At 41.4% G+C, this 22797-nt stretch carries 20 protein-coding genes; 18 read left to right on the top strand and 2 right to left on the bottom strand.

Annotated elements, in window-relative coordinates:
• Positions 1-10: 10 nt before the first annotated feature.
• The 18 genes from CHY_RS08130 (at position 11) to CHY_RS08055 (ending at position 22091) form a co-directional block, all read left to right on the top strand.
• Positions 11-880, top strand: a complete 870-nt coding sequence (locus tag CHY_RS08130) for a 3-hydroxyacyl-CoA dehydrogenase family protein (RefSeq protein WP_011344635.1) — start codon at positions 11-13, stop codon at positions 878-880.
• A gap of 18 nt (positions 881-898) precedes the next feature.
• Positions 899-1672: an enoyl-CoA hydratase-related protein gene (locus CHY_RS08125; protein ID WP_011344634.1), complete on the top strand. Its 774-nt coding sequence runs from the start codon at positions 899-901 to the stop codon at positions 1670-1672.
• Between the two features lie 15 nt (positions 1673-1687).
• Positions 1688-2875, top strand: a complete 1188-nt coding sequence (locus tag CHY_RS08120) for a thiolase family protein (protein WP_011344633.1) — start codon at positions 1688-1690, stop codon at positions 2873-2875.
• A 65-nt stretch (positions 2876-2940) separates the two neighbouring features.
• Positions 2941-4101, top strand: coding sequence for a glutaryl-CoA dehydrogenase Acd (acd, locus tag CHY_RS08115; RefSeq protein ID WP_011344632.1), 1161 nt, complete (start codon positions 2941-2943; stop codon positions 4099-4101).
• Positions 4102-4122: 21 nt separating this feature from the next.
• A complete protein-coding gene (locus CHY_RS08110) occupies positions 4123-4923 on the top strand; it encodes an enoyl-CoA hydratase/isomerase family protein (protein WP_011344631.1) in 801 nt (266 codons plus the stop codon).
• 120 nt (positions 4924-5043) lie between these two features.
• Positions 5044-6690 (top strand): long-chain-fatty-acid--CoA ligase, encoded by a 1647-nt coding sequence (locus CHY_RS08105; RefSeq protein WP_011344630.1) that lies wholly within the window; start codon positions 5044-5046, stop codon positions 6688-6690.
• Positions 6687-7982 carry a DUF362 domain-containing protein gene (locus tag CHY_RS08100; RefSeq protein WP_041537725.1) on the top strand — a complete coding sequence of 432 codons (1296 nt, stop codon included), beginning with the start codon at positions 6687-6689 and terminating at the stop codon, positions 7980-7982. The genes CHY_RS08105 and CHY_RS08100 overlap by 4 nt, the downstream gene beginning before the upstream one ends.
• Positions 7983-8110: 128 nt before the next feature.
• On the top strand, positions 8111-9253 hold the full coding sequence (locus tag CHY_RS08095; protein WP_011344627.1) for an acyl-CoA dehydrogenase family protein: 1143 nt from the start codon (positions 8111-8113) through the stop codon (positions 9251-9253).
• A gap of 68 nt (positions 9254-9321) precedes the next feature.
• On the top strand, positions 9322-10962 hold the full coding sequence (locus CHY_RS08090) for a long-chain-fatty-acid--CoA ligase (RefSeq protein WP_011344626.1): 1641 nt from the start codon (positions 9322-9324) through the stop codon (positions 10960-10962).
• Positions 10963-11032: 70 nt separating this feature from the next.
• Positions 11033-12460: a 4-hydroxyphenylacetate 3-hydroxylase family protein gene (locus CHY_RS08085; RefSeq protein WP_011344625.1), complete on the top strand. Its 1428-nt coding sequence runs from the start codon at positions 11033-11035 to the stop codon at positions 12458-12460.
• Between the two features lie 17 nt (positions 12461-12477).
• Positions 12478-13254, top strand: coding sequence for an alpha/beta fold hydrolase (locus CHY_RS08080; RefSeq protein WP_011344624.1), 777 nt, complete (start codon positions 12478-12480; stop codon positions 13252-13254).
• A 150-nt stretch (positions 13255-13404) separates the two neighbouring features.
• Positions 13405-14037, top strand: coding sequence for a flavodoxin family protein (locus CHY_RS08075; protein ID WP_011344623.1), 633 nt, complete (start codon positions 13405-13407; stop codon positions 14035-14037).
• A gap of 785 nt (positions 14038-14822) precedes the next feature.
• Positions 14823-14951, top strand: a complete 129-nt coding sequence (locus CHY_RS13480) for a hypothetical protein (RefSeq protein WP_264357858.1) — start codon at positions 14823-14825, stop codon at positions 14949-14951.
• A gap of 71 nt (positions 14952-15022) precedes the next feature.
• A complete protein-coding gene (locus CHY_RS08070; protein WP_011344622.1) occupies positions 15023-16732 on the top strand; it encodes an MrcB family domain-containing protein in 1710 nt (569 codons plus the stop codon).
• A complete protein-coding gene (locus tag CHY_RS13180; protein ID WP_011344621.1) occupies positions 16707-16877 on the top strand; it encodes a hypothetical protein in 171 nt (56 codons plus the stop codon). The genes CHY_RS08070 and CHY_RS13180 overlap by 26 nt, the downstream gene beginning before the upstream one ends.
• 47 nt (positions 16878-16924) lie before the next feature.
• On the top strand, positions 16925-19111 hold the full coding sequence (locus CHY_RS08065) for a restriction endonuclease-like protein (protein ID WP_041537723.1): 2187 nt from the start codon (positions 16925-16927) through the stop codon (positions 19109-19111).
• A 289-nt stretch (positions 19112-19400) separates the two neighbouring features.
• Positions 19401-19982 carry a CPBP family intramembrane glutamic endopeptidase gene (locus tag CHY_RS08060; RefSeq protein ID WP_011344619.1) on the top strand — a complete coding sequence of 194 codons (582 nt, stop codon included), beginning with the start codon at positions 19401-19403 and terminating at the stop codon, positions 19980-19982.
• A 48-nt stretch (positions 19983-20030) separates the two neighbouring features.
• Positions 20031-22091 (top strand): thioredoxin domain-containing protein, encoded by a 2061-nt coding sequence (locus tag CHY_RS08055; protein WP_011344618.1) that lies wholly within the window; start codon positions 20031-20033, stop codon positions 22089-22091.
• Between the two features lie 13 nt (positions 22092-22104).
• On the opposite strand, the gene CHY_RS08050 is transcribed toward CHY_RS08055, so the two are convergent.
• Positions 22105-22533: a PIN domain-containing protein gene (locus CHY_RS08050; RefSeq protein ID WP_011344617.1), complete on the bottom strand. Its 429-nt coding sequence runs from the start codon at positions 22531-22533 to the stop codon at positions 22105-22107.
• Positions 22517-22744: a type II toxin-antitoxin system Phd/YefM family antitoxin gene (locus CHY_RS08045; RefSeq protein ID WP_011344616.1), complete on the bottom strand. Its 228-nt coding sequence runs from the start codon at positions 22742-22744 to the stop codon at positions 22517-22519. The genes CHY_RS08050 and CHY_RS08045 overlap by 17 nt, the downstream gene beginning before the upstream one ends.
• Between the last annotated feature and the right edge of the window lie 53 nt (positions 22745-22797).

Here is a 22797-nt window from a genome sequence, read left to right as displayed (position 1 = left end):
GGTATCTTTTATGGAAGTTAAAAAAATTTGTGTTGTTGGGGCCGGCAACATGGGTCACCAGATTTCCCTGGCTGCAGCTTTGGCCGGCTATCAGGTCACCTGTACCGACATTAACGAAGAAATCTTAAACAGGGCCAAAAACTTTGTGGAAACCTACTTACCTGAAAGGGTGGCGAAAGGAAAACTTACCGAGGAAGCAGCTGCCAAAGCTAAAGAAAATTTGACATTCACTTTGAGTCTGGAAGAGGCCTGCAAAGATGTGGACTTTGTCATTGAAGCGGTAATTGAAAAGCTGGATGTCAAGCGGGAATTATTTAAAAAGCTTGATGAACTTACCCCTCCCCATGCCATTTTAGCTACCAACAGCTCCTACATTGTCAGCTCCAAAATTGCCGATGTTACCAAACGTCCGGAAAAAGTTTTAAATATGCATTTCTTTAACCCAGCTCTGGTCATGAAACTGGTTGAAGTGGTTAAAGGACCTCATGTTGCCGATGAAACTGCAGAAGTGACGATGGAAGTAGCCCGGAAAATGGGCAAAGTTCCGGTTTTGCTGCAAAAAGAAATTTACGGCTTTCTGGTAAACCGCATTTTAGCGGCTATTAAGGCTGAAGCGTTCTATTTATATGAAATAGGAATAGCCGATTATAAGGATATTGATACCGCGGTGGAACTTGGCCTTGGTCACCCCATGGGACCCTTTAGGTTAATGGATTTAACCGGTATCGACCTTACTTATTACGTTGAAATGGAAAGATACCGGGAAAGCCGGGATCCTGCTATGAAGCCATCTCCTACCGTAGTGGAGAAATTTGTTAAAGGAGAATGGGGACGGAAAGTTGGTAAAGGCTTTTATGATTACACCCAGGAGAAAAAATAGAAAGCGGGGAGATTTGCGGTGGAATTTGAAAAAATTAAATTTGAGGTTACGGACGGTTATGCCGTTATTTACCTAAACAACCCGCCGGTAAATGCTCTTGGCCAGAAAGTTTTAAAAGATTTACAAAAAGCTTTGCAGGAAATTGAGAAAAATCCCGAGATTCGGGCGGTAATAATTAGCGGGGAAGGTAGCAAGGTTTTCTGTGCCGGGGCAGATATCACGGAATTTGCTGACCGGGCTAAAGGGATTTTACCGGAAGTGGAAGGAAGTGTTCTTTTCCGGCAAATTGAGCTTTTCCCCAAGCCGGTGATTGCTGCGCTGAACGGTAGCTCCTACGGCGGAGGAACCGAATTAGCGATAAGCTGTCACCTGCGCATTTTAGCAGATGATGCTTCCATGGCTTTGCCCGAAGTAAAACTGGGCATTATCCCTGGCTGGGGAGGTACCCAGAGGTTACCCCGGTTAATTGGTAAAACCAGAGCCCTGGAAGCAATGCTTACCGGAGAGCCAATAACGGCAGAAGAAGCCTTAAGCTACGGTCTGGTAAACAAAGTCGTACCCAAAGACCAGGTACTAACAGAAGCCCGGGCGCTGGCAGCTAAGCTTGCCAAAGGGGCGCCCATCGCTATGCGGGAAATTTTAAAGGCGGTAACTTTAGGGCTGGATACTTCAATAGAAGAAGGTTTAAAAATTGAGAAAGAAGGTTCCAAAGTGGCGTTTAGCAGTGAAGATGCGGTGGAGGGAAGAACTGCTTTCTTTGAAAAACGGCCGCCGAATTTTAAAGGCCGGTAAAAGGGGAGGGGGAAAATGCGTGATGCGGTAATTGTGGGGGCAGTAAGAACGCCCATTGCCAAAGAAAAAGGAGCATTAAAAGACCTGCCGCCAGAGGTTTATGCGGCGGAGGTAATTAAAGAAGTAATTAAACGAAGCGGCTTAAAAGACTCTTTAGAGGTGGATGAGGTAATTTTTGGCCACTGCCTGGGCGCTGTGGGCTGTATGGGCCGGGTAGCCTGGCTTAAAGCTGGGTTGCCGCTTGAAGTACCGGCGATAACGGTAGACCGGCAGTGCGGGTCCGGTTCTACTACTGTAAATTTAGCGGCTTCTCTTATCTGGGGCGGGGTTGGCGAGCTTTATCTGGTCGGTGGAGTGGAAAGCATGACCCGCCAGCCTTACCTGATGGAAAGGCCTACTGAAGCCTTTCAGCGGACCGCTCCTGCCTGGATACCAAGAAGAACATTAGCTCCAGCAGAAATAGGCGACCCTCCCATGGGAATTACGGCGGAAAACGTTGCGGAACGCTGGCAGATCAGCCGGGAAGAGCAGGATGAGTTTGCCTATTTAAGCCAGAAAAAAGCCGCCAGGGCCATCCAGGAGGGGCGCTTTAAAGAGCAGATTGTGCCCATTGTGGTTCCTCAGAAAAAAGGAGACCCGGTAATTTTTGATCAGGACGAGCATCCCCGGCCGAATACTACCCTCGAAGTTCTGGCCAAACTTCCGCCGGCCTTTAAGCCCGGCGGCACCGTAACTGCTGGCAACTCTTCGGGGATAAATGACGGCGCCGCTGCTTTATTAATTGCCAGCCGGCAGAAAGCCGAAAAATTGGGGTTAAAGCCTATGGCCAGAATAGTAGGTCATGCGGCTGCCGGAGTTGATCCCAATATTATGGGGATTGGTCCTGTTCCCGCAGTGAAAAAGGTTTTAGCCAAAACCGGCTTAACTTTAAATGACATTGATGTTATTGAGCTAAATGAAGCCTTTGCTTCTCAGTCAATTGCCGTATGCCGGGAACTGGGCATTGACTGGCGGGATGAAGAAAAATTTAATCCCAATGGCGGAGCAATAGCTTTGGGCCACCCGATTGCGGCGTCACTGGCCATCCTGGTGGTTAAAGCGGTTTATGAACTAAAACGCCGTCAGGGTAGATATGCTCTGATAACCGCTTGCTGCGGTGGAGGTCAGGGAGTAGCTACGATCATTGAAAATATCGACGATTAAACACACCAAATAAAGCGGCCAAAGGAATTGGCCGCTTTTTTAAAAAAGTTAAGGAAGTGAGGAGCATGAACTTTGATTTACCGGAGGATTTACTGGCAATTAAGCGTTTAGCCCGGGAATTTGCCGAAAAAGAAGTAAAACCCACTGCTGATGCCGATGATAAAGCTCATCGTTTTCGCCGGGACCTGGTGCAGAAAATGGGCGAGCTTGGATTTTTAGGGTGCATTATTCCTGAAGAATACGGGGGTAATGGTCAGGGGTATTTGGCGGTAGCAATCCTCTGTGAAGAAATAGCCCGGGTGCACAGTTCTCTTAGAATTATCTTTGCTGCCAATACTTTAGGTCCTGGAGTTACTATTTACCGTTACGGAACTGAAGAAGCGAAAAAGAAGTATTTACCCGGTCTTGTCAGTGGTGCTTTAATAGGATGTTTTGCTATTACTGAACCCAATGCTGGTTCTGACGTAGCTTCAATGACCACAAAAGCTATCCGTGATGGGGATTATTATATTTTAAACGGGAGCAAAATGTGGATTTCCCTGGCGCCGGTAGCGGATATTGCTTTGGTTTATGCTTATACCGACCCATCCCGGAGGGCCAAAGGGATGTCGGCTTTTATTGTGGACTTAAACAGCGAAGGTGTCACTATTGAACCCATTGAGGAAAAACTGGGAAACTGGGCGTCACCGGTGGGGGCGATTACTTTTGAAAATGTCCGGGTTCCCGGAGAAAACTTATTAGGGCAGGAAGGGCAGGGTTTTAAAATTTGCATGCAGCAATTAGATGATACCAGGCTCGCTTCAGCCGCTGGGGCGGTTGGGGTAGCTCAGGCCTGCCTGGATGCTGCTGTTGAATATGCCAACACCCGGGAACAGTTCGGGCAAAAAGTTGGCCAGTTTCAGATGATTCAGGACTGGATTGCCCAGATGGTGGTGGAGATTGAAGCGGCTCGACTTTTAACTTACCGGGCGGCTTTTCTAAAAGATAAAGGAGTACCCAGTACCCGGGAAACATCAATGGCAAAGCTTTTTGCCGGTGAAACCGCCAGCAAATGTGCCGATTATGCTTTAAGAATTTTTAGTGCCTACGGGTATTCGGAAGAGTACCCGGTAGCGCGCTATTTTCGCGATGCCAAGTACTACCAGATAGTGGAAGGAACCAGCAATATTCATAAGCTTATCTTAGCCCAGGATGCCCTGGGCTACCGTAAGGCTAACCGTAATTAAGATTGTTCGAGGGGGGGAAAGATGAGCGCTCAGGAAATTTTATTAGAAAAAAAAGAGGGTATTGCCACTATTACCTTAAACCGTCCTGAAAAAATGAATGCTTTTACGTTAGAAATGATTGACCGGTGGGTTAATTTTTTACAGGAATGCCAGCAGGATGACGCTGTAAAAGTTATTGTTTTAACCGGGAGCGGCAAAGCTTTTTGCACCGGTGGAGATTTAGAATTACTGGAAAAGACAGCTAAAAGCACTCCTCTTGCCAGTAAAAATTTTATCTGGAAGCATATTCAGAAAATACCGCTTTTGTTATGGGAAGTAATCGATAAACCGGTCATTGCGGCTATCAATGGTACGGCGGTGGGAGCCGGGCTTGATATGGCACTGATGTGTGATCTGCGTTTTGCTGCGGAATCTGCCCGCTTTTCCGAGGGATATATCAGGTTGGGCCTGGTTCCGGGGGATGGAGGAGCTTACTTCTTACCACGTCTTATAGGTATTGCAAAAGCTTTGGAACTTCTCTGGACCGGAGATTTTATCGATGCCAGGGAGGCACATCAACTTGGACTGGTAAACCGGGTTTATCCTGATGATAAATTACTGGAAGAGACGTATAAATTTGCCGAACGGCTGGTAAAAGGGCCGGAAGTGGCGATTAGAATGATAAAAAGAGCGGTTTATCAGGGGTTAAGGATGGATTTAAGAGCTGCTTTAGATCTGATTTCTTCGCACTTTGCTATCGCCCAGTTTACCGATGACCACCGGGAAGGTTTAAAAGCTATAAAGGAACGTCGGCCTCCGGTGTTTATGACAGAAGATAAATAGATGAAGATAGAGGAATTAATGCCGGAGGTAGAATCACCCAGATATATGAATGCACCAATCAGATTAAAATTTTTCGGATATTACGAAAATTAAAAAAATTATTTCATCAGGAGGGGTTTTATGGCTGCCGAAAATACCGCAATGCCCTGGCTAAAGCATTATGTGAAAGGGGTAAGACCGCACATCGACTATCCGGAAAAAACATTACCGGAACTTTTGTGGGAAACGATTGAAAAATATCCGGGAATTATCGCAACTATTTTTTTGGGCGAAAAAATGACGTACAAAGAGTTTGGTGAAAAAGTAAAAAGGTTAACCCGGGCCTTAAGTCAAATTGGGATTAAAAAAGGCGACCGGGTAGCAATTATGCTTCCCAACTCTCCCCAGTTTGTAATGAGCTATTTTGCCATCTTATCTCTGGGCGGGGTTGTCGTTCAGCTTAATCCCATGTACGTCGAGCGGGAAATTGAGTATTACTTAAACGACTCCGGTGCTGAAACGATTATTTTGTTAGATGTTTTATACCCGCGAGCCCGGGCGGTAAAAGGAAACACTTCGCTTAAGAATATTATTGTAGTTAATATTCCACAACTCGGAACATATCCCGGTGAGTTTGGCCCGGAAGTTTATTACTTTAATGATTTGGTGCTAAATAGTGAGCCGGATGTTCCGGAAGTAGCGGTAAGCCCCGATGATGTGGCAGTTTTGCAATATACGGGCGGAACGACCGGCGTTTCGAAGGGAGCAATGTTAACCCATAAAAATTTAGTAGCTAATGCTTACCAGGTGCGAGAATTTTCCCATCGCCTTTTTGTTCCCGGACAGGAGCGAATTTTAATTGCCTTACCTCTTTTCCATGTTTACGGCATGACCACAGGCATGAATTTAGCTACTTGCTTTGGTGGTACCATGATTTTAGTTCCCAGATTTGAGGCAGGCCTTATTTTAGAGCATATCGATCTTTACCGTCCTACCGCTTTTCCCGGTGCTCCTACCATGTATATCGCTTTACTGAACTATCCGGATCTTACCAGGTATGACTTAAAGTCCATCTACGTTTGCGTCAGCGGTTCCGCGCCTCTGCCGGTAGAGGTCCAGACAAAATTTGAAGAAATTACCGGGGCCATAGTGGTGGAAGGCTACGGTTTGTCCGAAGCTTCACCGGTAACCCACTTAAATCCAATTGGCGGCTTAAGAAAAATTGGTTCGATTGGCGTACCTTATCCCGATACCCTTGCTAAAATCGTTGATTTAGAAACGGGGGAAGATTTACCGCCGGGAGAAATTGGCGAGCTGGTAGTAAAAGGACCGCAGGTTATGAAAGGTTACTGGAATCGTCCCGAAGAAACTGCCCAGGTCCTGAAAGACGGCTGGTTATACACCGGTGATATTGCCAGAATGGATGAAGATGGCTTTTTCTACATTGTTGACCGGAAAAAAGACATGATTATTGCCAGCGGTTACAACATTTATCCCCGGGAAGTAGAAGAGGTACTTTACCAGCACCCCAAAGTTAAAGAAGCGGTTGTGGTGGGTGTTCCCGATGCTTACCGGGGAGAAACGGTCAAAGCCTATATTGTGGTTAAAGATGGTGAAACCTTAACGGAGCAGGAAGTAATTGACTTCTGTAACGCTCGCCTGGCCCGCTACAAAGTACCGCGCTTGGTGGAATTCAGATCCGAACTTCCGAAAACTGCCGTGGGTAAAGTTTTACGCCGTCTACTGCGGGAGGAAGAACTAAAAAAGCATGGTGGTGAAAAATCTTGACTAAACCGGTGGTTTCAATTGTAAAGTTTGAGGATGCGTATCATTCTCTAAGAAAAGCCCTTGAACTCTGTGATGGCCTTTCGGGTTTAAAAAAAGATGACAAAATTTTAATAAAGCCCAACTTGGTTTCCTGGGATTTTAACCTGCCCTTCCCGCCCTTTGGGGTCGTGACAACATCGGCGGTTATGGCGGCGCTGGTTCGAATTCTCAAAGAAGAAGGATTTAGCCGGCTGACAATCGGCGAGGGTTCTCTTATGAACCCTCGCCCCATGGGAAGGCAAATTTTTAAGGTTTTGGGTTATGAAAAGCTGGCGGAAAAGTACGGTGTGGAGCTGGTAGATTTTAATGAAGAAAAGTTTACGGAAATAGATTTTGGCCCCATTAAGCTTTCGGTAGCCAATAGAGCTTTAAAAGCCGATAAAATCATTAACCTTCCGGTCTTAAAAACCCACAACCAGTGCAAAGTTTCCCTGGGAATTAAAAATCTAAAAGGTACCATTAGCCGCCGTTCCAAAACTCACTGCCACGGTAAAGACTGGGATTTAGAACATACCTTTCCTCATTTAGCTACCCGGCTACCTGTTGCTTTAACAATTATTGACGGTGTATTTGTCTTAGAAAAAGGTCCGGGTCCTACCGGCAAAGCCTACCGCAAAAACTTAATTATTGCCTCGACGGACATTTTAGCGGCTGATATCGCGGGGGCAGAAATCATGGGTTACCGGGCAGAGGAAATAGAGCATTTACGCTATTTTGCCGGTCTAACTGGGAGAAGCCTTGATCTGCAAAATCTGGAAATTCGAGGTGAAGATCTTAACGCCCACCGGCAATTTATTGATTACGACTGGGAATGGCAGGAGGGGGATTTAGGACCCATTGGTTTTGCCAGAAGGGGTATAACCGGACTTGCCATCAGAAAATACGATAGTTCCCTCTGTACCGGCTGTTCGGGAATGTATAACCCCATGCTTATAATGTTTATGTCGGCTTTTAAAGGTAAGCCCTTCCCCAATGTGGAAGTGGTAAGCGGTAAAAGGCAGCTCGCGTCACCGGGCTTTGACTATACCGTTTTATTTGGCAAATGTGTCTGTGAATTAAACAAAGATAATCCCAATATAAAACATGCCATTGCTTTAAAAGGCTGTCCGCCTTCCATAAAAGACCTTGAAGAAGGCCTCAAGGAAGCCGGTATCTTTTGCAATTATGACGAATACGTAAATTACCGGCACTACATTTTTAACCGTTACAAAAAAGAAGAAGGCTTTGATTTAGAACTTTATTCGATAAGCTAAATTCCTGAAGTAAATGAATGACCTTCAGTGCAAAACACTGGATTTCGGGGAAAAAACCACCGGTTTGATTTTTGCGGTAGACCAAATTCGGGAAGGGTTATTGAAAAATAAAAAGGGAGGGGAAGGTAGTGATTAGTTTTGAATTAACGGAGGAGCAAAAAGCTATTCAAAAGATGGCCAGAGATTTTGTCAGAAAAGAAATTATTCCTATTGCCGCGGAATACGATGAAAAGGAAGAAATACCCTGGCAGGTGATTGAAAAAGTATTTAAAGCCGGACTTATGAATCTCCATGTTCCGGTGGAGTACGGCGGGCAGGGAGTGGATTTTATTACCGAAGCTATTGTTGCTGAAGAAATGGCTTACGGCTGTCTTGGGATAAACGGAACCTTTGGGAATAACGCCCTGGCTCTGACTCCGCTTTTAATTGCCGGGACCGAAGAGCAGAAGGAAAAGTTTTTAAAACCGTTTTGCGCCAAACCCAACTTAGCAGCTTTTTGCTTAACCGAACCGGAAGCCGGTTCTGACGTTTCCGCAATTAAAACCACCGCCCGGCTGGAAGGGGATGAATGGGTTTTAAACGGGACAAAATGTTTTATCACCAACGGCGGGGTGGCGAGCCTTTACACGGTTTTTGCAACCGTTGATCGGAGTAAAGGGATAAAGGGGATTACGGCTTTTTTAGTTCCGGGGGATACGCCGGGGATTTATGGCGGAAAAAAAGAAAAGAAAATGGGCGACCGGGCGTCCCACGTAGCGGAGGTGATACTGGAGAATGTCAGGATTCCCAGGGAAAATGTCTTGGGGGAGGTGGGAAGCGGTTTTAAGATTGCCATGCAAACTTTAGACCAGACGCGCCCGATGATTGGGGCAACGGCGGTAGGGGTTGCCCGGCGGGCTTTAGATGAAGCGCTTAAATACGCTAAAGAGCGAAAACAGTTTGGCCGTCCCATAGCCGAATTTCAGGCAATTCAATTTATGCTGGCTGATATGGCGATGCAGATTGAAGCAGCCCGGGCGCTGGTCTGGAAAGCCTGCTGGATGCTGGACCAGGGCATGAAAGCAACTAAAGAGGGCGCGATGGCGAAATGTTTTGCCAGTGATGTAGCGATGAGGGTTACGGTGGATGCGGTGCAGATCCTTGGCGGTTACGGCTACATGCGGGACTATCCGGTGGAGAAATTGATGCGGGATGCGAAAATTACCCAAATTTATGAAGGTACCAACCAGATTCAAAGACTGGTAATTGGCCGGGAACTTTTGAAAGATTGAGAAAAAATTTTTTTAAGATGAATGTTTAGAAAATTTTAAAAATTAAATCCATTTCAAGGAGGGGTTTTATGAGTTCGGTGTATCAGGCTAAACCCTGGTTAAAACATTATTCCGAAGGGGTCAGGGCGAGTCTTAACTATCCGGAAAAAACTCTCCATGAGCTTTTCTGGGAAACCACGGAAAAATATCCGGGGTTAATAGCCACTGTCTTTTTGGGGCAGGAAATGACCTATAAGGAGCTGGGAGAAAAAATAAAACGGTTTACAAACGCTTTAAGTAAACTTGGCATTAAAAAAGGTGACCGGGTGGCGGTGATGCTTCCCAACTGTCCGGAGTTTGTGATAAGCTACTTTGCCATCTTAACCCTTGGGGGCATTGTGGTCCAGACAAATCCCATGTATGTGGAAAGGGAACTGGAGTACCAGTTAAACGATTCCGGTGCCGAGACCATTATTTTATTGGATGTTTTGTACCCGAGAGCTAACGCGGTAAAAGGAAATACCGCTCTTAAAAATCTCATAGTGGTCAATATCCCGCTAATCGGCACCTATCCCGGTGAATTTGGACCTGGAGTTTATAAATTTAATGATTTAATTTCCGACTCGGAACCCAATCCTCCTGAAGTTACCGTAACTCCCGACGATGTGGCGGTATTACAGTATACCGGCGGAACAACAGGTATTTCCAAGGGGGCAATGCTGACCCATAAAAATTTAGTGGCCAATGTCTATCAGGTGAGAGAATTTTCTAACGGTATCTTCTTTGACGGCCAGGAGAGAATCTTAACCGCCCTGCCTCTCTTCCATGTCTACGGAATGACCTGCTGCATGAATTTGGCCACCTGCTTTGGCGGAACGATGATTTTAATTCCCAAATTTGATGCAACTCTCCTGCTGCAGCACATCCAGCGCTACCGTCCAACTTCCTTCCCCGGCGCTCCCACAATGTATGTAGCTTTACTGAACCACCCGGACCTGACGAAATACGACTTGAGGTCGATAAATGTCTGTGTAAGTGGTTCCGCACCGCTTCCTGTGGAAGTGCAGACCAAATTTGAAGAAGTTACCGGTGCCGTGGTCGTGGAAGGCTACGGATTGTCCGAAGCGTCTCCGGTTACTCATTGTAACCCCATAAGAGGCACCAGAAAAATCGGCTCGATAGGTGTTCCTTATTCCGATACCATAGCCAAAATAGTAGATATCGAAACCGGAGAGGAATTACCGCCCGGACAGATTGGTGAATTGGTTGTAAAAGGTCCGCAGGTGATGAAAGGCTACTGGAACCGTCCCGAAGAGACCGCTAATGCCTTAAAGGATGGCTGGCTTTATACCGGCGACCTGGCCAAAATGGATGAAGACGGCTTTTTCTACATTGTTGACCGGAAGAAAGACATGATTATTGCGGGAGGCTACAACATTTATCCCCGGGAAGTGGAAGAGGTACTTTATCAGCACCCCAAAGTTAAAGAAGCGATTGTAGTAGGTGTGCCGGATCCTTACCGTGGTGAAACGGTCAAAGCGTTTATTGTCGTAAAGGAGGGAGAAACCTTAACGGAGCAGGAAGTAATTGAATTCTGCAACGCTCACCTGGCCAGGTACAAAGTGCCGCGCCTGGTGGAATTCAGATCCGAACTTCCCAAAACTGCCGTGGGTAAAGTCTTACGCCGGCAGTTACGGGAAGAAGAGTTAAAAAAACAACAAAAAAATTAGCCCTGGTAGAAAAAGCCGTGCTGGCCAATTTGGCAGAAGGCGAGGAACATAAGGAGGGGGGAGTTAGGAAATGCGAACAGCAGAGGAATATATGGAAAAACTGTTTAAAATGCGAAAAAACGTTTACTATAACGGGGAATTAATAGGCCGGGACGACCCGCGATTAAGACCCGGAATAAATGTTATCTGTGAGACCTTTAATTATGCCGCCAACCCGCAGTATGAAGAGTTATTAACAGCAACCTCGCACCTTACCGGGAAAAAAATAAACCGCTTTACCCATATCCATCAAAGTCCGGAAGATTTACTGAAAAAGCAGGAAATGACCCGGTTTATGTGCCAGCGAGTGGGCGGCTGTGTCCAGCGGTGCATGGGTATCGATGCTTTAAACGCCTTATCGGTAGTAACAAAAGATATGGATGATGCTCTCGGTACCAATTACCACGAACGTTTTTTAAATTACCTTAAATACTACCAGGAAAACGATCTGGTGGGCAACTGTGCGCAAACCGACGTTAAAGGCGACCGTTCTCTTCGTCCTCACCAGCAGGCTGACCCTGACCTCTATTTGCGGGTGGTTGAGAAACGAAAGGACGGGATTGTTGTCTCGGGGGCTAAAGCTCACAATACCATAGCTCCCTATGCCGATGAAATAATTGTGCTACCAACCCGGATGATGACCGAAAAAGACAAAGACTGGGCAGTGGCGTTTGCTGTTCCGGCGGACGCCGAGGGGATAACCCAGATTATCAGGATTTCCAATCCCCGTCCCCGCCAGAAATTAGATGCACCCTATGCCAATTATGGTTCTGCTGACTCCCTGACAGTTTTTGACCGTGTCTTTGTTCCCTGGGAGCGGGTCTTTATGTGCGGGGAATGGCAGTATGCCGGTCAGTTAGCCCTGCTGTTTGCCACCTACCACCGCCACAGTTATACCGGCTGTAAACCGGCAGTAACGGATATCATCATGGGTACCGCAGCTCTGGTGGCCGAATACAACGGCGTGGAAAAAGCTTCGCACGTCCGGGATGCCCTGGCTGAACTTATCGCTGTTGCCGAGCTTGTCTATGGTGCCGGGATTGCGGCAGGAGTTAAAGCTAAGAGAGCAGCATCCGGAACATATATTCCGGAAGTAGTTTACGCCAACGTTGCCCGCTATCATGCCGGAGTTAATGTCTACCGTGAATTTGAATTGCTGGCGGAGCTGGCCGGTGGACTACCCGCAACCCTGCCGCCGGAAGGCGACTTTTACAACGAAGAAACTAAGGGCTATCTGGAGAAGTACCTCATGCGGAAAGCGGGAATATCTGCTGAAAATCAGCATCGCTGCTTTAGATTTATAAGTGACCTTCTGGTTTCAGCCCAGGCTGGCGTAAAACAAGTGGCGGGAGTCCATGGTGGAGGATCTCCCATAATGGAGAAGATTACAATTTACGGCCAGTATAATATTGAAGAAAAGAAAAAGCTGGCTAAATATTTAGCGGGGATAAAAGAATAAGAAATGGAGGGATTTAGATGCCCTATGCTGAGGTTAACGGCATTCGGATGTGTTATAAAGAATACGGAAGCGGTTCACCGCTTCTCTGCATCATGGGTTTAGGGGGCAATGCGGACTGGTGGAGCGACCGGTTTGTCTTTGAAATGAGTGAGGACTTCCGGCTCATTTTACCGGACAACCGGGGAGCAGGTAGAAGCGACTGCCCTGAAGAGCCCTGGACTATAGAAACCAATGCCGATGATTTAAAGGAACTTCTGGATGTCTTGAAAATAGAAAAAGCTCACATTTTTGGCATTTCGATGGGCGGGATGATTGCCCAGATTTTTGCCATTAAATATCCGGAACGGGTAGAAAAACTGGTACTGGGCTGTACTTTTTGCGGAGTAAAACACGGGATACCTTCCCAGGCTCTTCTCTGGGAAGATACTTCCCTGGAGGAGCGGGCTCGCAAAACCGCCGAACTAATCTTTTGTGAGGAAACGATAAAAAAATACCCCAACGTTATTGATTTATTTGTGGAGCGTTACATGAAACTTCCCACTTCCAGGGAAGGCTTTTTCCGCCAGCTAAATGCTATTTTGAACTTTGACAGTTTCAATGATTTAAATAAAATCACCGCCCCAACCTTAATCATGACCGGGATGGAAGATCAGATATTGCACCACGAAAACTCCGACATCCTGCGAAAACACATCCCGAACTCCCGTTTAATAAAGTTTAGCCCTGCCGGCCACGGATTTTTTGAAGAAGTACCGGAAGTACTGGATATCTTGAAAAGCTTCTTTAAAAGTTAAAACTTAACCCCCTGAGGGAAACTTCAGGGGGTTTTAAGCTCCTATTGTTAGCAAAAGGAAATTACCTTGCTCCGGCAGATGTTTTCTTTTATTGAGCGACTTAAGGATAAAATGTTATAATTTGAAAAAAGCTTCAGGAGGGAGAGGAAGATGAAGGTAGTAGCATTTAACGGCAGTCCCAGAGCAAACGGAAACACTTATCAAGCCTTAAAGCTGGTTTTGGCGGAGTTAGAAAAAGAGGGCATTGAGGGAGAAATAATCCAGGTGGGGGATAAGGTGATAAGAGGCTGTCTTGCCTGCGGCAAGTGTGTAAGGAATAAAAACGAAAGATGTGCCATTGACGATGAAGTAAACGACTGGATTCAAAAAATGAAAGAGGCGGATGGCATTATCTTAGGCTCCCCCGTCCACTATTCTGGTATAACTGCGACTATGAAAGCGTTTTTAGACCGGGCGTTTTACGTAGCTTCAGCCAACGGCGGACTTTTCCGGCATAAGGTGGGTGCGGCAGTAGTCGCTGTTCGACGTTCGGGTGGGGTAGCAGCCTTTGATCAGCTCAATCACTATCTTCACTATGCGGAGATGTTTATTCCTGTCAGCAACTACTGGAATGTCATCCACGGCACCAAACCCGGGGAAGCTCTGCAGGATGAAGAGGGAGTGCAAATTATGAGAGTCCTCGGAAAAAACATGGCTTATCTTTTAAAGCTCATAGCAAAAGGCAAAGGTGAGATCGAAGCTCCGGAGAAAGAAAGTAAGGTATATACCAATTTTATTCGGTAAACGCTGTAACATGTTAAAGATAGAGGTCGTATCTAAGACTGACTACACCCCCTGAAAAGGGGGTTTTATTTTAGAAAAATGCAGGAAAAACAAGGAAGAGGAAGAATTATATAACTTGGAGTTTTCTAAATAATAAATAGCAAAAAGTTAGGGTGAATTAATACCATGAAGAGGTAGGAAAATTAAAACAAAAAATATCAAGTAATTGGAACGTTAAGACGCCAGCTAAGCTTTTAAAACAAAATCGGGAATCAAAGAAGAGTTTTATAAAAAATATTGCCGAAGAAAAGCCGGGGAAAAAGAGAAGATCAAAGAAAAGATTGACGATGCTGTTCCAGGGCTTCTTGGTAAAATCTTAAAGCTTGCGGCGGATATAATTTATAACCTTGAACAAAAAAAGTAGTACGATAAATTTAAAAATTTTTTCTATTATTACCTTCGGAGTGGCGAATAATAAACGATGTTGTTTTAGAGCGGCTAGAAGATGAGTTTATTCAAATAGATTACGGATTGGTTAAAAACCGTAGATTGCATCATGCCGGTACTTGATAACGGCCTTGCTTTATCAATATATCTTCGAGGCAAAAAGAAAACAACATTTCACTTTCCGAAATAGAAGATTTAGCAAATCGTATTATAAACGCTAAGTCTTTTGCCAAAATGCCTATCCTGGAAAAGATAGAGAAAAAGCGGAAGAAAAACCAGAAGAAAAAGCGGTAGCTAAAGGAAGTGTAAAAATAAAACCTACTATGGAAAAAGGCAAAACCAAGGAAGGCAGAGAATACATGAAAATAAGAAGTACCGAAGAAATTGCCAATCTTTTACGAGAACGCTATATTAAAATGGGTAAAAAAGTATACCAGTTTTATAAAGATAAATATGAGGATGGCGCCTGGTTCTTTTATTATGAGTGATTTGTTTCATAACTGTTGTTGTAGGATATATGCATATATAAAATAATTCAAAAAAATAGTGGTGATGAATTATGTTAAGAGAATTGTTACTTGATGTCCTAAATAATTACAAGAATGAAACAAATGAAAATAAATTTAGTAAAAATGTAAGGATTTATAAAGTGTTAACTTATGATTTTAAAGATTATTTAGGAAAATACGTAAACAATGATATTTATGAAGTTAAAGGCTCAGCTGGTCAGGGAGTTTGGACAAAATATCCTTGGGTAGCTATTTATAATAAAAAAATAACAAATAGCATTCAGGAAGGGGTTTATATTGTTTACTTATTTTCTGAAGATATGCAAAGGGTTTATTTAACCTTAAATCAAGGTTGTACAAAATTAATTGAAGAATTTAGAAAGAAGAAACTTGTTATTGATCAGCTAGTTAAAACGCGGGAGGAAATTAGAAGGAACATCCCAAATGGTAGTTTTAAAATTGATAATAAGTTGAAAATTGGTTATGTGTATTATGAGGAAGGAAGTATTTTTTATAAAGAGTATTCTCGGGACAATATGCCTGAAGAAAATATTCTTTTAAATGATTTGAAAGAATTAATTGATAAATATGAAGTATATTATCATAATATCTTTTTAGGCAAGAGCGACTATATTAAAGGAAGTGTTCAAATGAAAGGGCAAGAACCCAATAAAATTATCCAAAAAATTAAAAACTATATACAATCTAAAGGTTTCAATTACTCATATGAAGAATTATGCAACTTTTATTTGTCACTCAAAACAAAGCCTTTTGTGATTTTAGCAGGGATAAGTGGAACAGGAAAATCAAAACTTGTGAGGTTATTTGCTGAAGCAGTTGGAGCAACCACTGAAAATGGTCGTTTTTCAATAATACCAGTTAGACCTGATTGGAACGATAATAGCGAATTGATTGGGTATAAGAATATAAAAGATGAATTTGTACCTGGATACTTAACAAAGATTATTGAAAAAGCAAAAGAAGAACCCGATAAACCTTATTTTGTTTGTTTAGATGAAATGAATCTGGCAAGAGTTGAGTACTACTTAAGTGATTATTTAAGTTTAATAGAATCTAGGAAATTTGAGAGGAATGAGATAATTACTGATAAATTAGAGATTTTAAATGGAATAACGATACCGCAGAACTTATATTTAATAGGAACCGTTAATATGGATGATACTACTTATTCTTTTAGTAGGAAAGTATTAGACAGGACAAACACCATTGAATTTTCCGAGGTGGATTTTGACTTAGATCATTTCATGGTTAATGCTGATGAGCAAATAGAAATTGGTTATGAAGAACTAGATAATAACTTTTTTAGGAGTGATTACCTAACTATAAAAGATGCTTTACATGAAGATATGGAATATGTAAAGACTATCAATGATAAAATCATTCTTATAAATGAAATATTGAAAAAAGCCAATAAACATTTTGGATACCGGGTAAGAGACGAAATTTTATTTTACATGTTATACAATAAAAAGTTGCAACTTTTAGATGAAGAAATGGCTTTTGATTACCAAATAATGCAAAAGATTTTACCGACAATTGTTGGAAGTGAACAAAAAATAAAGGAAATATTGATTGAACTATATAACTTCTGTAACCCTAATTATCAAATTGCCAATTTACCATCATATATTGAAGATGCCGAGAAATTTTTGGGAGAAGCAACTTATAAAAAAAGTGCGAAAAAAATAATTGAAATGCTGAGGAGATTTGAAGATGGTTTCACCTCCTACTGGATTTAAAACAATAATGTCTATTACTACTGATGAATTTGAATTAGTTATAAGCGGAAAAATTGAAAACCAAAAAGTGGAACGATTAAAAATAAATTTTAATCAAGAAGCATATTTTGATGTGCAATATTTTGGAAAGGGCCGTGCATTGTAAAGACCGTTGATAGTTTTGGAAATTTAGCAATTAATAATGGTAACGTTATGATGCCAGCTTTTTTTGAGGAAAATTTATATCAAATGTACTTAGAAAAAAAAGAAGACATTGACATCGAAATATATCATATTAGCGATGAAATAAAAAATTCGTTTTGTCAGTATGGCAAAGTTATTGTGGGAAGCTTTAATTTTTCTGGAGAAGTTGGCCATACAGTTTTTAAAGTTAAAAGCAAAGACAAAATATTATTGATGCTTACCATTGAAGTTTTCCCGGCTAAAATGGATTATTATCAAGATTACAAAGCTATGTTGCAGGAAATAAACGAAGAGATGGCAGCCTTAGCCTATGAATTATTAGGAAGTACTTTTCATCAAGCTACGGTAAGTCAAACAAAACATCAAAGTAATTTTGAATTTATCAAAATCCTACAGACGGTTTTTAATAATTTCAATAGGGCTCTAAAAAGAATAGAAAAGTATCCAAAACATAATATCGTTCTCCAGGAAACGATAAAACATGCGGACAAAGCAAAAGTAGTATCTTCGAAAACAAGCAAATTTTTAGGCAAAAAGCCAGAAAATCTTTTTGAAGACAAAAATGGCTTTATTGCAATCAATGGAAAAAAATACTTGCCGTTTAAAGTAATTGAGTTAAAGAAAAACATTACTTTTGACATATTTGAAAACCAATATGTGAAATATATCTTACAAAACTTAATTAAAAGAATTAAAAAGATAAAAGGTAATATTGCTAAGCAAAATATCGAGCGAAAACAAAGCAATATTGTTAATGAATATCTTAATTTTCTTAATGAAGTGGAAAGGCAAATTACTTACCATTTACGCACCTTTTATGTAAATATAAGTGAGCTAAATAAAAATAAAAGTATGACTTTAGTTTTTCAAATGGCGCCTGGCTATAAAGAAGTATATTTTTATTGGATTCTGTTAAAAAAAGGACTTAGCATAAGTGAAGATATTTATAATATTACACCTAAAAGGATTTGGAAGCTTTATGAGATTTGGTGTTATTTAACTATTCATAAAATAATAAAAGAATTGGGGTACCAAGTTAAAGATTACGGAATTATAAAAGTTACTGACAATGGGTTAGTTTTTAATTTACTACAAAATGACACATCTGTAATGAAATATGTTAACGAAAATGGTGAAGAAATAGAGTTATTTTATAATAAAATATTTACTAACCTACCTACAAGTGACCAAAAGCCTGATACCGTACTTTGTTTAAACAAAAAAGGCAAAATAAACAGGATGTACATTTTTGATGCAAAATATCGAGTTGAAATTAATAATGAAGAAATAGGGCCGTTAGAAGAAGATATCAATGCTATGCATAGATATAGGGATGCTATAGTAGCAGAAATGCCTGAAACAATGCAATTTAAATATAAAACCTTTGGTGCTTATATAATGTTTCCTTATAGTGATGAGCAAAAATTTGTAAATCATAAGTTTTATAAAAGCATAGAAAAAGTTAACATTGGTGCCTTTCCTTTGCTACCTGGAAGTTATAGCTTACTAAAAGAACATATAAAAAGCATTTTAGAAGAATCTGATATTGAATCGACATCAAGGATATTATCTCATGAAGCTATTGACGATAGTTTTATCAAGTTTAAGTATCGAAATGTTCTAATTGGGAATGTAAAAGACAAAAAACATTTAGAAGCCTATCTTGAAAATAAATTTTATCATATACCAGTATCTACTTTGGCCAATGTAAGACCTGGAATAGAATATATAGCTTTTTACCAGTCGGCAAAAAGTTTTGGAAAGGATGCAGGAATATATTATTATGGTCGTATAAAGAGTTTTCGAACCTACAAAAGAAATGAGTGTCAAGAGTTACCATCAACTAATGAAGAATTATACATTAGGTTTGAATTGGAAGATATAGAAAATTTGGATCCACCTATACAAACCGTAGATGATTATGGTATTCGGACGCATATTTATACGACCTATTATTTATTAACAAATGCAGAAAACATTCATGAGTTAAGCTTAAGAAATTATTGTGAATTAGAATTATATAAAGAATTAAAAAAGCTCAAGAAAGAGAAAGGGTATAAATTAAGAAGACGACAAGACAGTTTTGAACTTAATGGAATTAGCATTGAGGTACTCAAAAAAAATTGTTTTAGAGTTAATGGAAAAATTTATAATATCAAACCCCAGGAAATTAGTAAGATTTTAGAATTGGAATAAATTAAAACAAAAAATGTCATAATGATATATTTTTTAATATTAGAGGGGAAGAGGTGCCAGCTAAGCTTTTAAAACAAAATCGGGAAATCAAAGGAGAATTTTATAAAAAAATTGCCGAAAAGCAGGCAAGGGAAAAAAGATAATTATAATTTAATTGTGCATTAAATATTCTTGCTGCCGACAAAGTGGTTTTATTAATGTAAAAAACCTTGGTTTGCTGTCGACAAAGAAATTTTTACTAAAGGGGAGATGATTAATTATAGATACAACCTCATCATTATTTAATGCGTTGCTTCAAGTAGTAGTTTTTTCATTAGTTCCGTTTATATGGTGGTTAATAACGGCAAGAGAAAAAGAGAATTTTTTACACTGGCTTGGGTTTAAAAGGCCATTAATAACAAATAAAAAACAATTTTTTACATTGTTTTTGAGCAGTATTGTTTTATTTTCTCTACCAACAATTATTATTTTACCTAAGCTTGTTGATTCATCAAATTTGGCAATATCACAATTTTCAGGAAAAGGTAGAGCAGTATTCCTTCCAGCTTTAATTTATTCTTTTATCCAAACAGGCCTTTCGGAAGAAATACTGTTCAGAGGATTTATTAATAAGCGCCTTAGTGCAAAATTTGGATTTACTATAGCAAATTTTAGTCAAGCATTATTATTTGGGCTTTTACATGGGCTTATTTTTTATTCTTTCGTGGGTTTATGGGGAATAATTATAATAGTTACAATCACAGGAAGTGTTGGTTGGATTATAGGATGGATAAATGAACAAAGAGCAGGTGGTTCGATAATTCCCGGGTGGCTGTTTCACGCAAGTTCAAATTTATTAATGTCAATTTTAGCAATGTTTAATTTGATTTAACCTTACTCAAGATTTTTAACTTTAAAACTTTCCTGGTGGTGAAAAAAGATGAGACAACCCAACCGCTTAATCCACGAAAAGTCGCCGTATCTTTTGCAGCATGCGTACAATCCGGTGGACTGGTATCCCTGGGGGATTGACGCCTTTAAAAAAGCGCTGATGGAAGATAAGCCGGTTTTTCTTTCTATTGGTTACTCTACCTGCCACTGGTGCCATGTGATGGAGCGGGAGTCGTTTGAGGATGAAGAGGTGGCAGATTTATTAAATAAGCACTTTGTGGCCATTAAGGTAGACCGGGAAGAGCGGCCGGATGTGGACCAAATTTATATGACCGCTTGTCAGGCGATGACGGGACAGGGAGGCTGGCCTCTTACCATAATAATGACTCCGGAGAAAAAACCGTTTTTTGCCGGGACTTATTTCCCCAAAAGGTCTAAGTGGGGCCGTCCGGGACTTATGGAGATCTTAACGGAAATAGTGAAACTCTGGGAGACTGACCGGGAGCAACTTCTTACAATAAGTAAGCGACTTTATGAATTTATGCAGACGATACCGCAAAGTAAAAAAGGAGATTTAACCGAAGAAGTATTAGAAAAAGCCTACCGGGAGTTTTTGGGAAGGTTTGATAGCGAATACGGCGGTTTTGGGCCAGCGCCCAAGTTTCCCACTCCTCATAATCTTATTTTTCTGCTCCGGTACTGGAAGAGGACCGGTGAAGAAAAAGCTCTTTTTATGGCGGAAAAAACTTTAGAGGCGATGGCCCGGGGCGGGATTTATGACCATGTAGGATACGGGTTTCACCGTTACTCCACTGACCGGGAGTGGCTGGTGCCGCATTTTGAAAAAATGCTGTACGACAATGCCCTTTTAGCGTATACCTACCTGGAAGCTTATCAAGCGACGAAAAAAGAAAAATATGCCAGGATTGCCCGAGAGGTTTTTACCTATGTCAAAAGAAAAATGACATCACCAGAAAGAGGGTTTTATTCCGCGGAAGATGCCGATTCGGAAGGGGTTGAAGGTAAATATTACGTCTGGACGCCGGATGAGGTAAAAAAAGTTCTTGGCCCGGAGGAGGGGGAGTTATTCTGCCGGGTGTATGATATAACCCCGGAAGGCAATTTTGAAGGTAAGAACATACCTAATTTAATTCATACTGATATTGAATTAGTGGCGCAGGAAATTGGAAAAAGTGCAGCTGAATTAACCGAGAGTTTAGACAGGATGCGGCAAAAACTTTATCATGAACGGGAGAAAAGGGTTTTGCCGCTTAAGGATGATAAGATTTTAACTTCCTGGAATGGGTTAATGATTGCAGCGCTGGCCAAAGGGGCAAGGGTACTGCAGGACCAGGAACTCTTAAATATGGCTCACAATGCAGCAGAGTTTATTTTTTCAAAGCTTCGAAGGGCCGATGGCCGGCTTATAGCCCGCTACCGGGAGGGAGAGGCGGCAGTTTTAGCGTATCTGGATGATTACGCTTTTCTTATCTGGGGATTAATTGAGCTTTACGAGGCTTCGTTTGAAGTATGGTATTTAAAATTGGCGGTAGAGCTCACAAGGGAGATGCTAAAACTTTTCTGGGATGAAAAACACGGGGGGTTATTTTTTACCGGGGCCGATGGCGAAGAGTTAATCACCCGGCCCAAGGAAATCTACGATGGAGCTTTGCCTTCGGGAAATTCGGTGGCGGCATTAAACCTTTTGCGTCTTAGTCGAATGCTGGGTGAGGAAGACTTTCTTCAAAAAGCCGTGGAAATATTATCGACTTTTGCCGGCAAAGTTTCGGAGATACCTTCTGCTCACTCCTTTTACCTGCTGGCGTATTTATTTTACCTTGGACCTGTAAAAGAGATAGTGGTAGCTGGAGAACCGGATGGAGAAGACACCCGGGCGATGATCGAAAAAATAAATTTGGCGTATTTGCCAAACTCGGTAGTGCTTTTCCACCCGATAGGCGATGCGGGGCAAGAGATCCGGGAAATAATACCGCATATTGCGGATAAAAAGTCTCTTATTGGAGAAAGGGCTACGGTTTACGTGTGTGAAAACTTTAGCTGTAAAGCTCCGGTGGTTGAAGTGGAGATGTTAGAGGAATATTTAATGTAAAACTAAGTAAGCATCAAATATTTTCTTCGGCAAAAAAGCGTGAGATAAAATCTTCCGGGGTAATTGGATTTACGGGTGAATTTAGAAAATCTTTTATGTTTCTGGTAATGATATAATCAGCTTTAACCCGTTTTGCACAAAACGCAAGAAGAGCATCTTCATAATCGTCCATGGGTAAATCAAAGGCTTTTAGACAATCGTTTTTTGTAATGTCAACAATATCTAAAATTTCTATTAAGCTTTTAAGAGCATTTTTTATTTGTTCATTGTTTTTAAGGTACTTTTTTAATAAATAATGTAGATCGGTTAAGCTATTAGCAGTTATAGAAGCTGATATTTTATTTTTAGCGGCCAACATTAAAATTGACGTTGAGTGCTGAAAAAAAGGTTCACGCTTGCCAAGTACATCCAAAATAACGTTAGTGTCAATCAAGACGTTCATGTTTTGCAAGGCGCTCCTCTCTTGCTTCCTTTTCGGATATGGTATGAGGCAAAATACCTATTAAAGATTTAACAAGAGCAGTTTTGTCTTCTACAGCACTTGTTAGCTTGGCAATACGTTTGCCGTTTTTGGTAATAATGATTTCTTCCTTTTCGGCAAGCTTAAGGTATTTACCAATTTTGGATTTAAATTCGGTGGCAGATATTATCATTTTTTCACCTCACTTTAAATAAAATAGCACAATATCTAATAATAGTATACTTA

This window comes from Carboxydothermus hydrogenoformans Z-2901 (assembly GCF_000012865.1).
Taxonomy (GTDB): Bacteria; Bacillota; Z-2901; order Carboxydothermales; family Carboxydothermaceae; genus Carboxydothermus; species Carboxydothermus hydrogenoformans.
The sequence above is the reverse complement of the archived record's forward strand: the minus strand, read 5'-3'. Positions and strand labels throughout refer to the sequence as shown.

Excerpts from the sequence above, each read along its gene's own strand:
- CHY_RS08130 (WP_011344635.1), top strand. The coding sequence starts at position 11 with ATGGAAGTTAAAAAAATTTGTGTTGTTGGGGCCGGCAACATGGGTCAC.
- CHY_RS08120 (WP_011344633.1), top strand. The coding sequence starts at position 1,688 with ATGCGTGATGCGGTAATTGTGGGGGCAGTAAGAACGCCCATTGCCAAA.
- acd (WP_011344632.1), top strand. The coding sequence starts at position 2,941 with ATGAACTTTGATTTACCGGAGGATTTACTGGCAATTAAGCGTTTAGCC.
- CHY_RS08110 (WP_011344631.1), top strand. The coding sequence starts at position 4,123 with ATGAGCGCTCAGGAAATTTTATTAGAAAAAAAAGAGGGTATTGCCACT.
- CHY_RS08105 (WP_011344630.1), top strand. The coding sequence starts at position 5,044 with ATGGCTGCCGAAAATACCGCAATGCCCTGGCTAAAGCATTATGTGAAA.
- CHY_RS08090 (WP_011344626.1), top strand. The coding sequence starts at position 9,322 with ATGAGTTCGGTGTATCAGGCTAAACCCTGGTTAAAACATTATTCCGAA.
- CHY_RS08085 (WP_011344625.1), top strand. The coding sequence starts at position 11,033 with ATGCGAACAGCAGAGGAATATATGGAAAAACTGTTTAAAATGCGAAAA.
- CHY_RS08080 (WP_011344624.1), top strand. The coding sequence starts at position 12,478 with ATGCCCTATGCTGAGGTTAACGGCATTCGGATGTGTTATAAAGAATAC.
- CHY_RS08075 (WP_011344623.1), top strand. The coding sequence starts at position 13,405 with ATGAAGGTAGTAGCATTTAACGGCAGTCCCAGAGCAAACGGAAACACT.
- CHY_RS13480 (WP_264357858.1), top strand. The coding sequence starts at position 14,823 with ATGAAAATAAGAAGTACCGAAGAAATTGCCAATCTTTTACGAGAACGC.
- CHY_RS08070 (WP_011344622.1), top strand. The coding sequence starts at position 15,023 with ATGTTAAGAGAATTGTTACTTGATGTCCTAAATAATTACAAGAATGAA.
- CHY_RS13180 (WP_011344621.1), top strand. The coding sequence starts at position 16,707 with ATGGTTTCACCTCCTACTGGATTTAAAACAATAATGTCTATTACTACT.
- CHY_RS08065 (WP_041537723.1), top strand. The coding sequence starts at position 16,925 with ATGATGCCAGCTTTTTTTGAGGAAAATTTATATCAAATGTACTTAGAA.
- CHY_RS08055 (WP_011344618.1), top strand. The coding sequence starts at position 20,031 with ATGAGACAACCCAACCGCTTAATCCACGAAAAGTCGCCGTATCTTTTG.
- CHY_RS08050 (WP_011344617.1), bottom strand. The coding sequence starts at position 22,533 with ATGAACGTCTTGATTGACACTAACGTTATTTTGGATGTACTTGGCAAG.
- CHY_RS08045 (WP_011344616.1), bottom strand. The coding sequence starts at position 22,744 with ATGATAATATCTGCCACCGAATTTAAATCCAAAATTGGTAAATACCTT.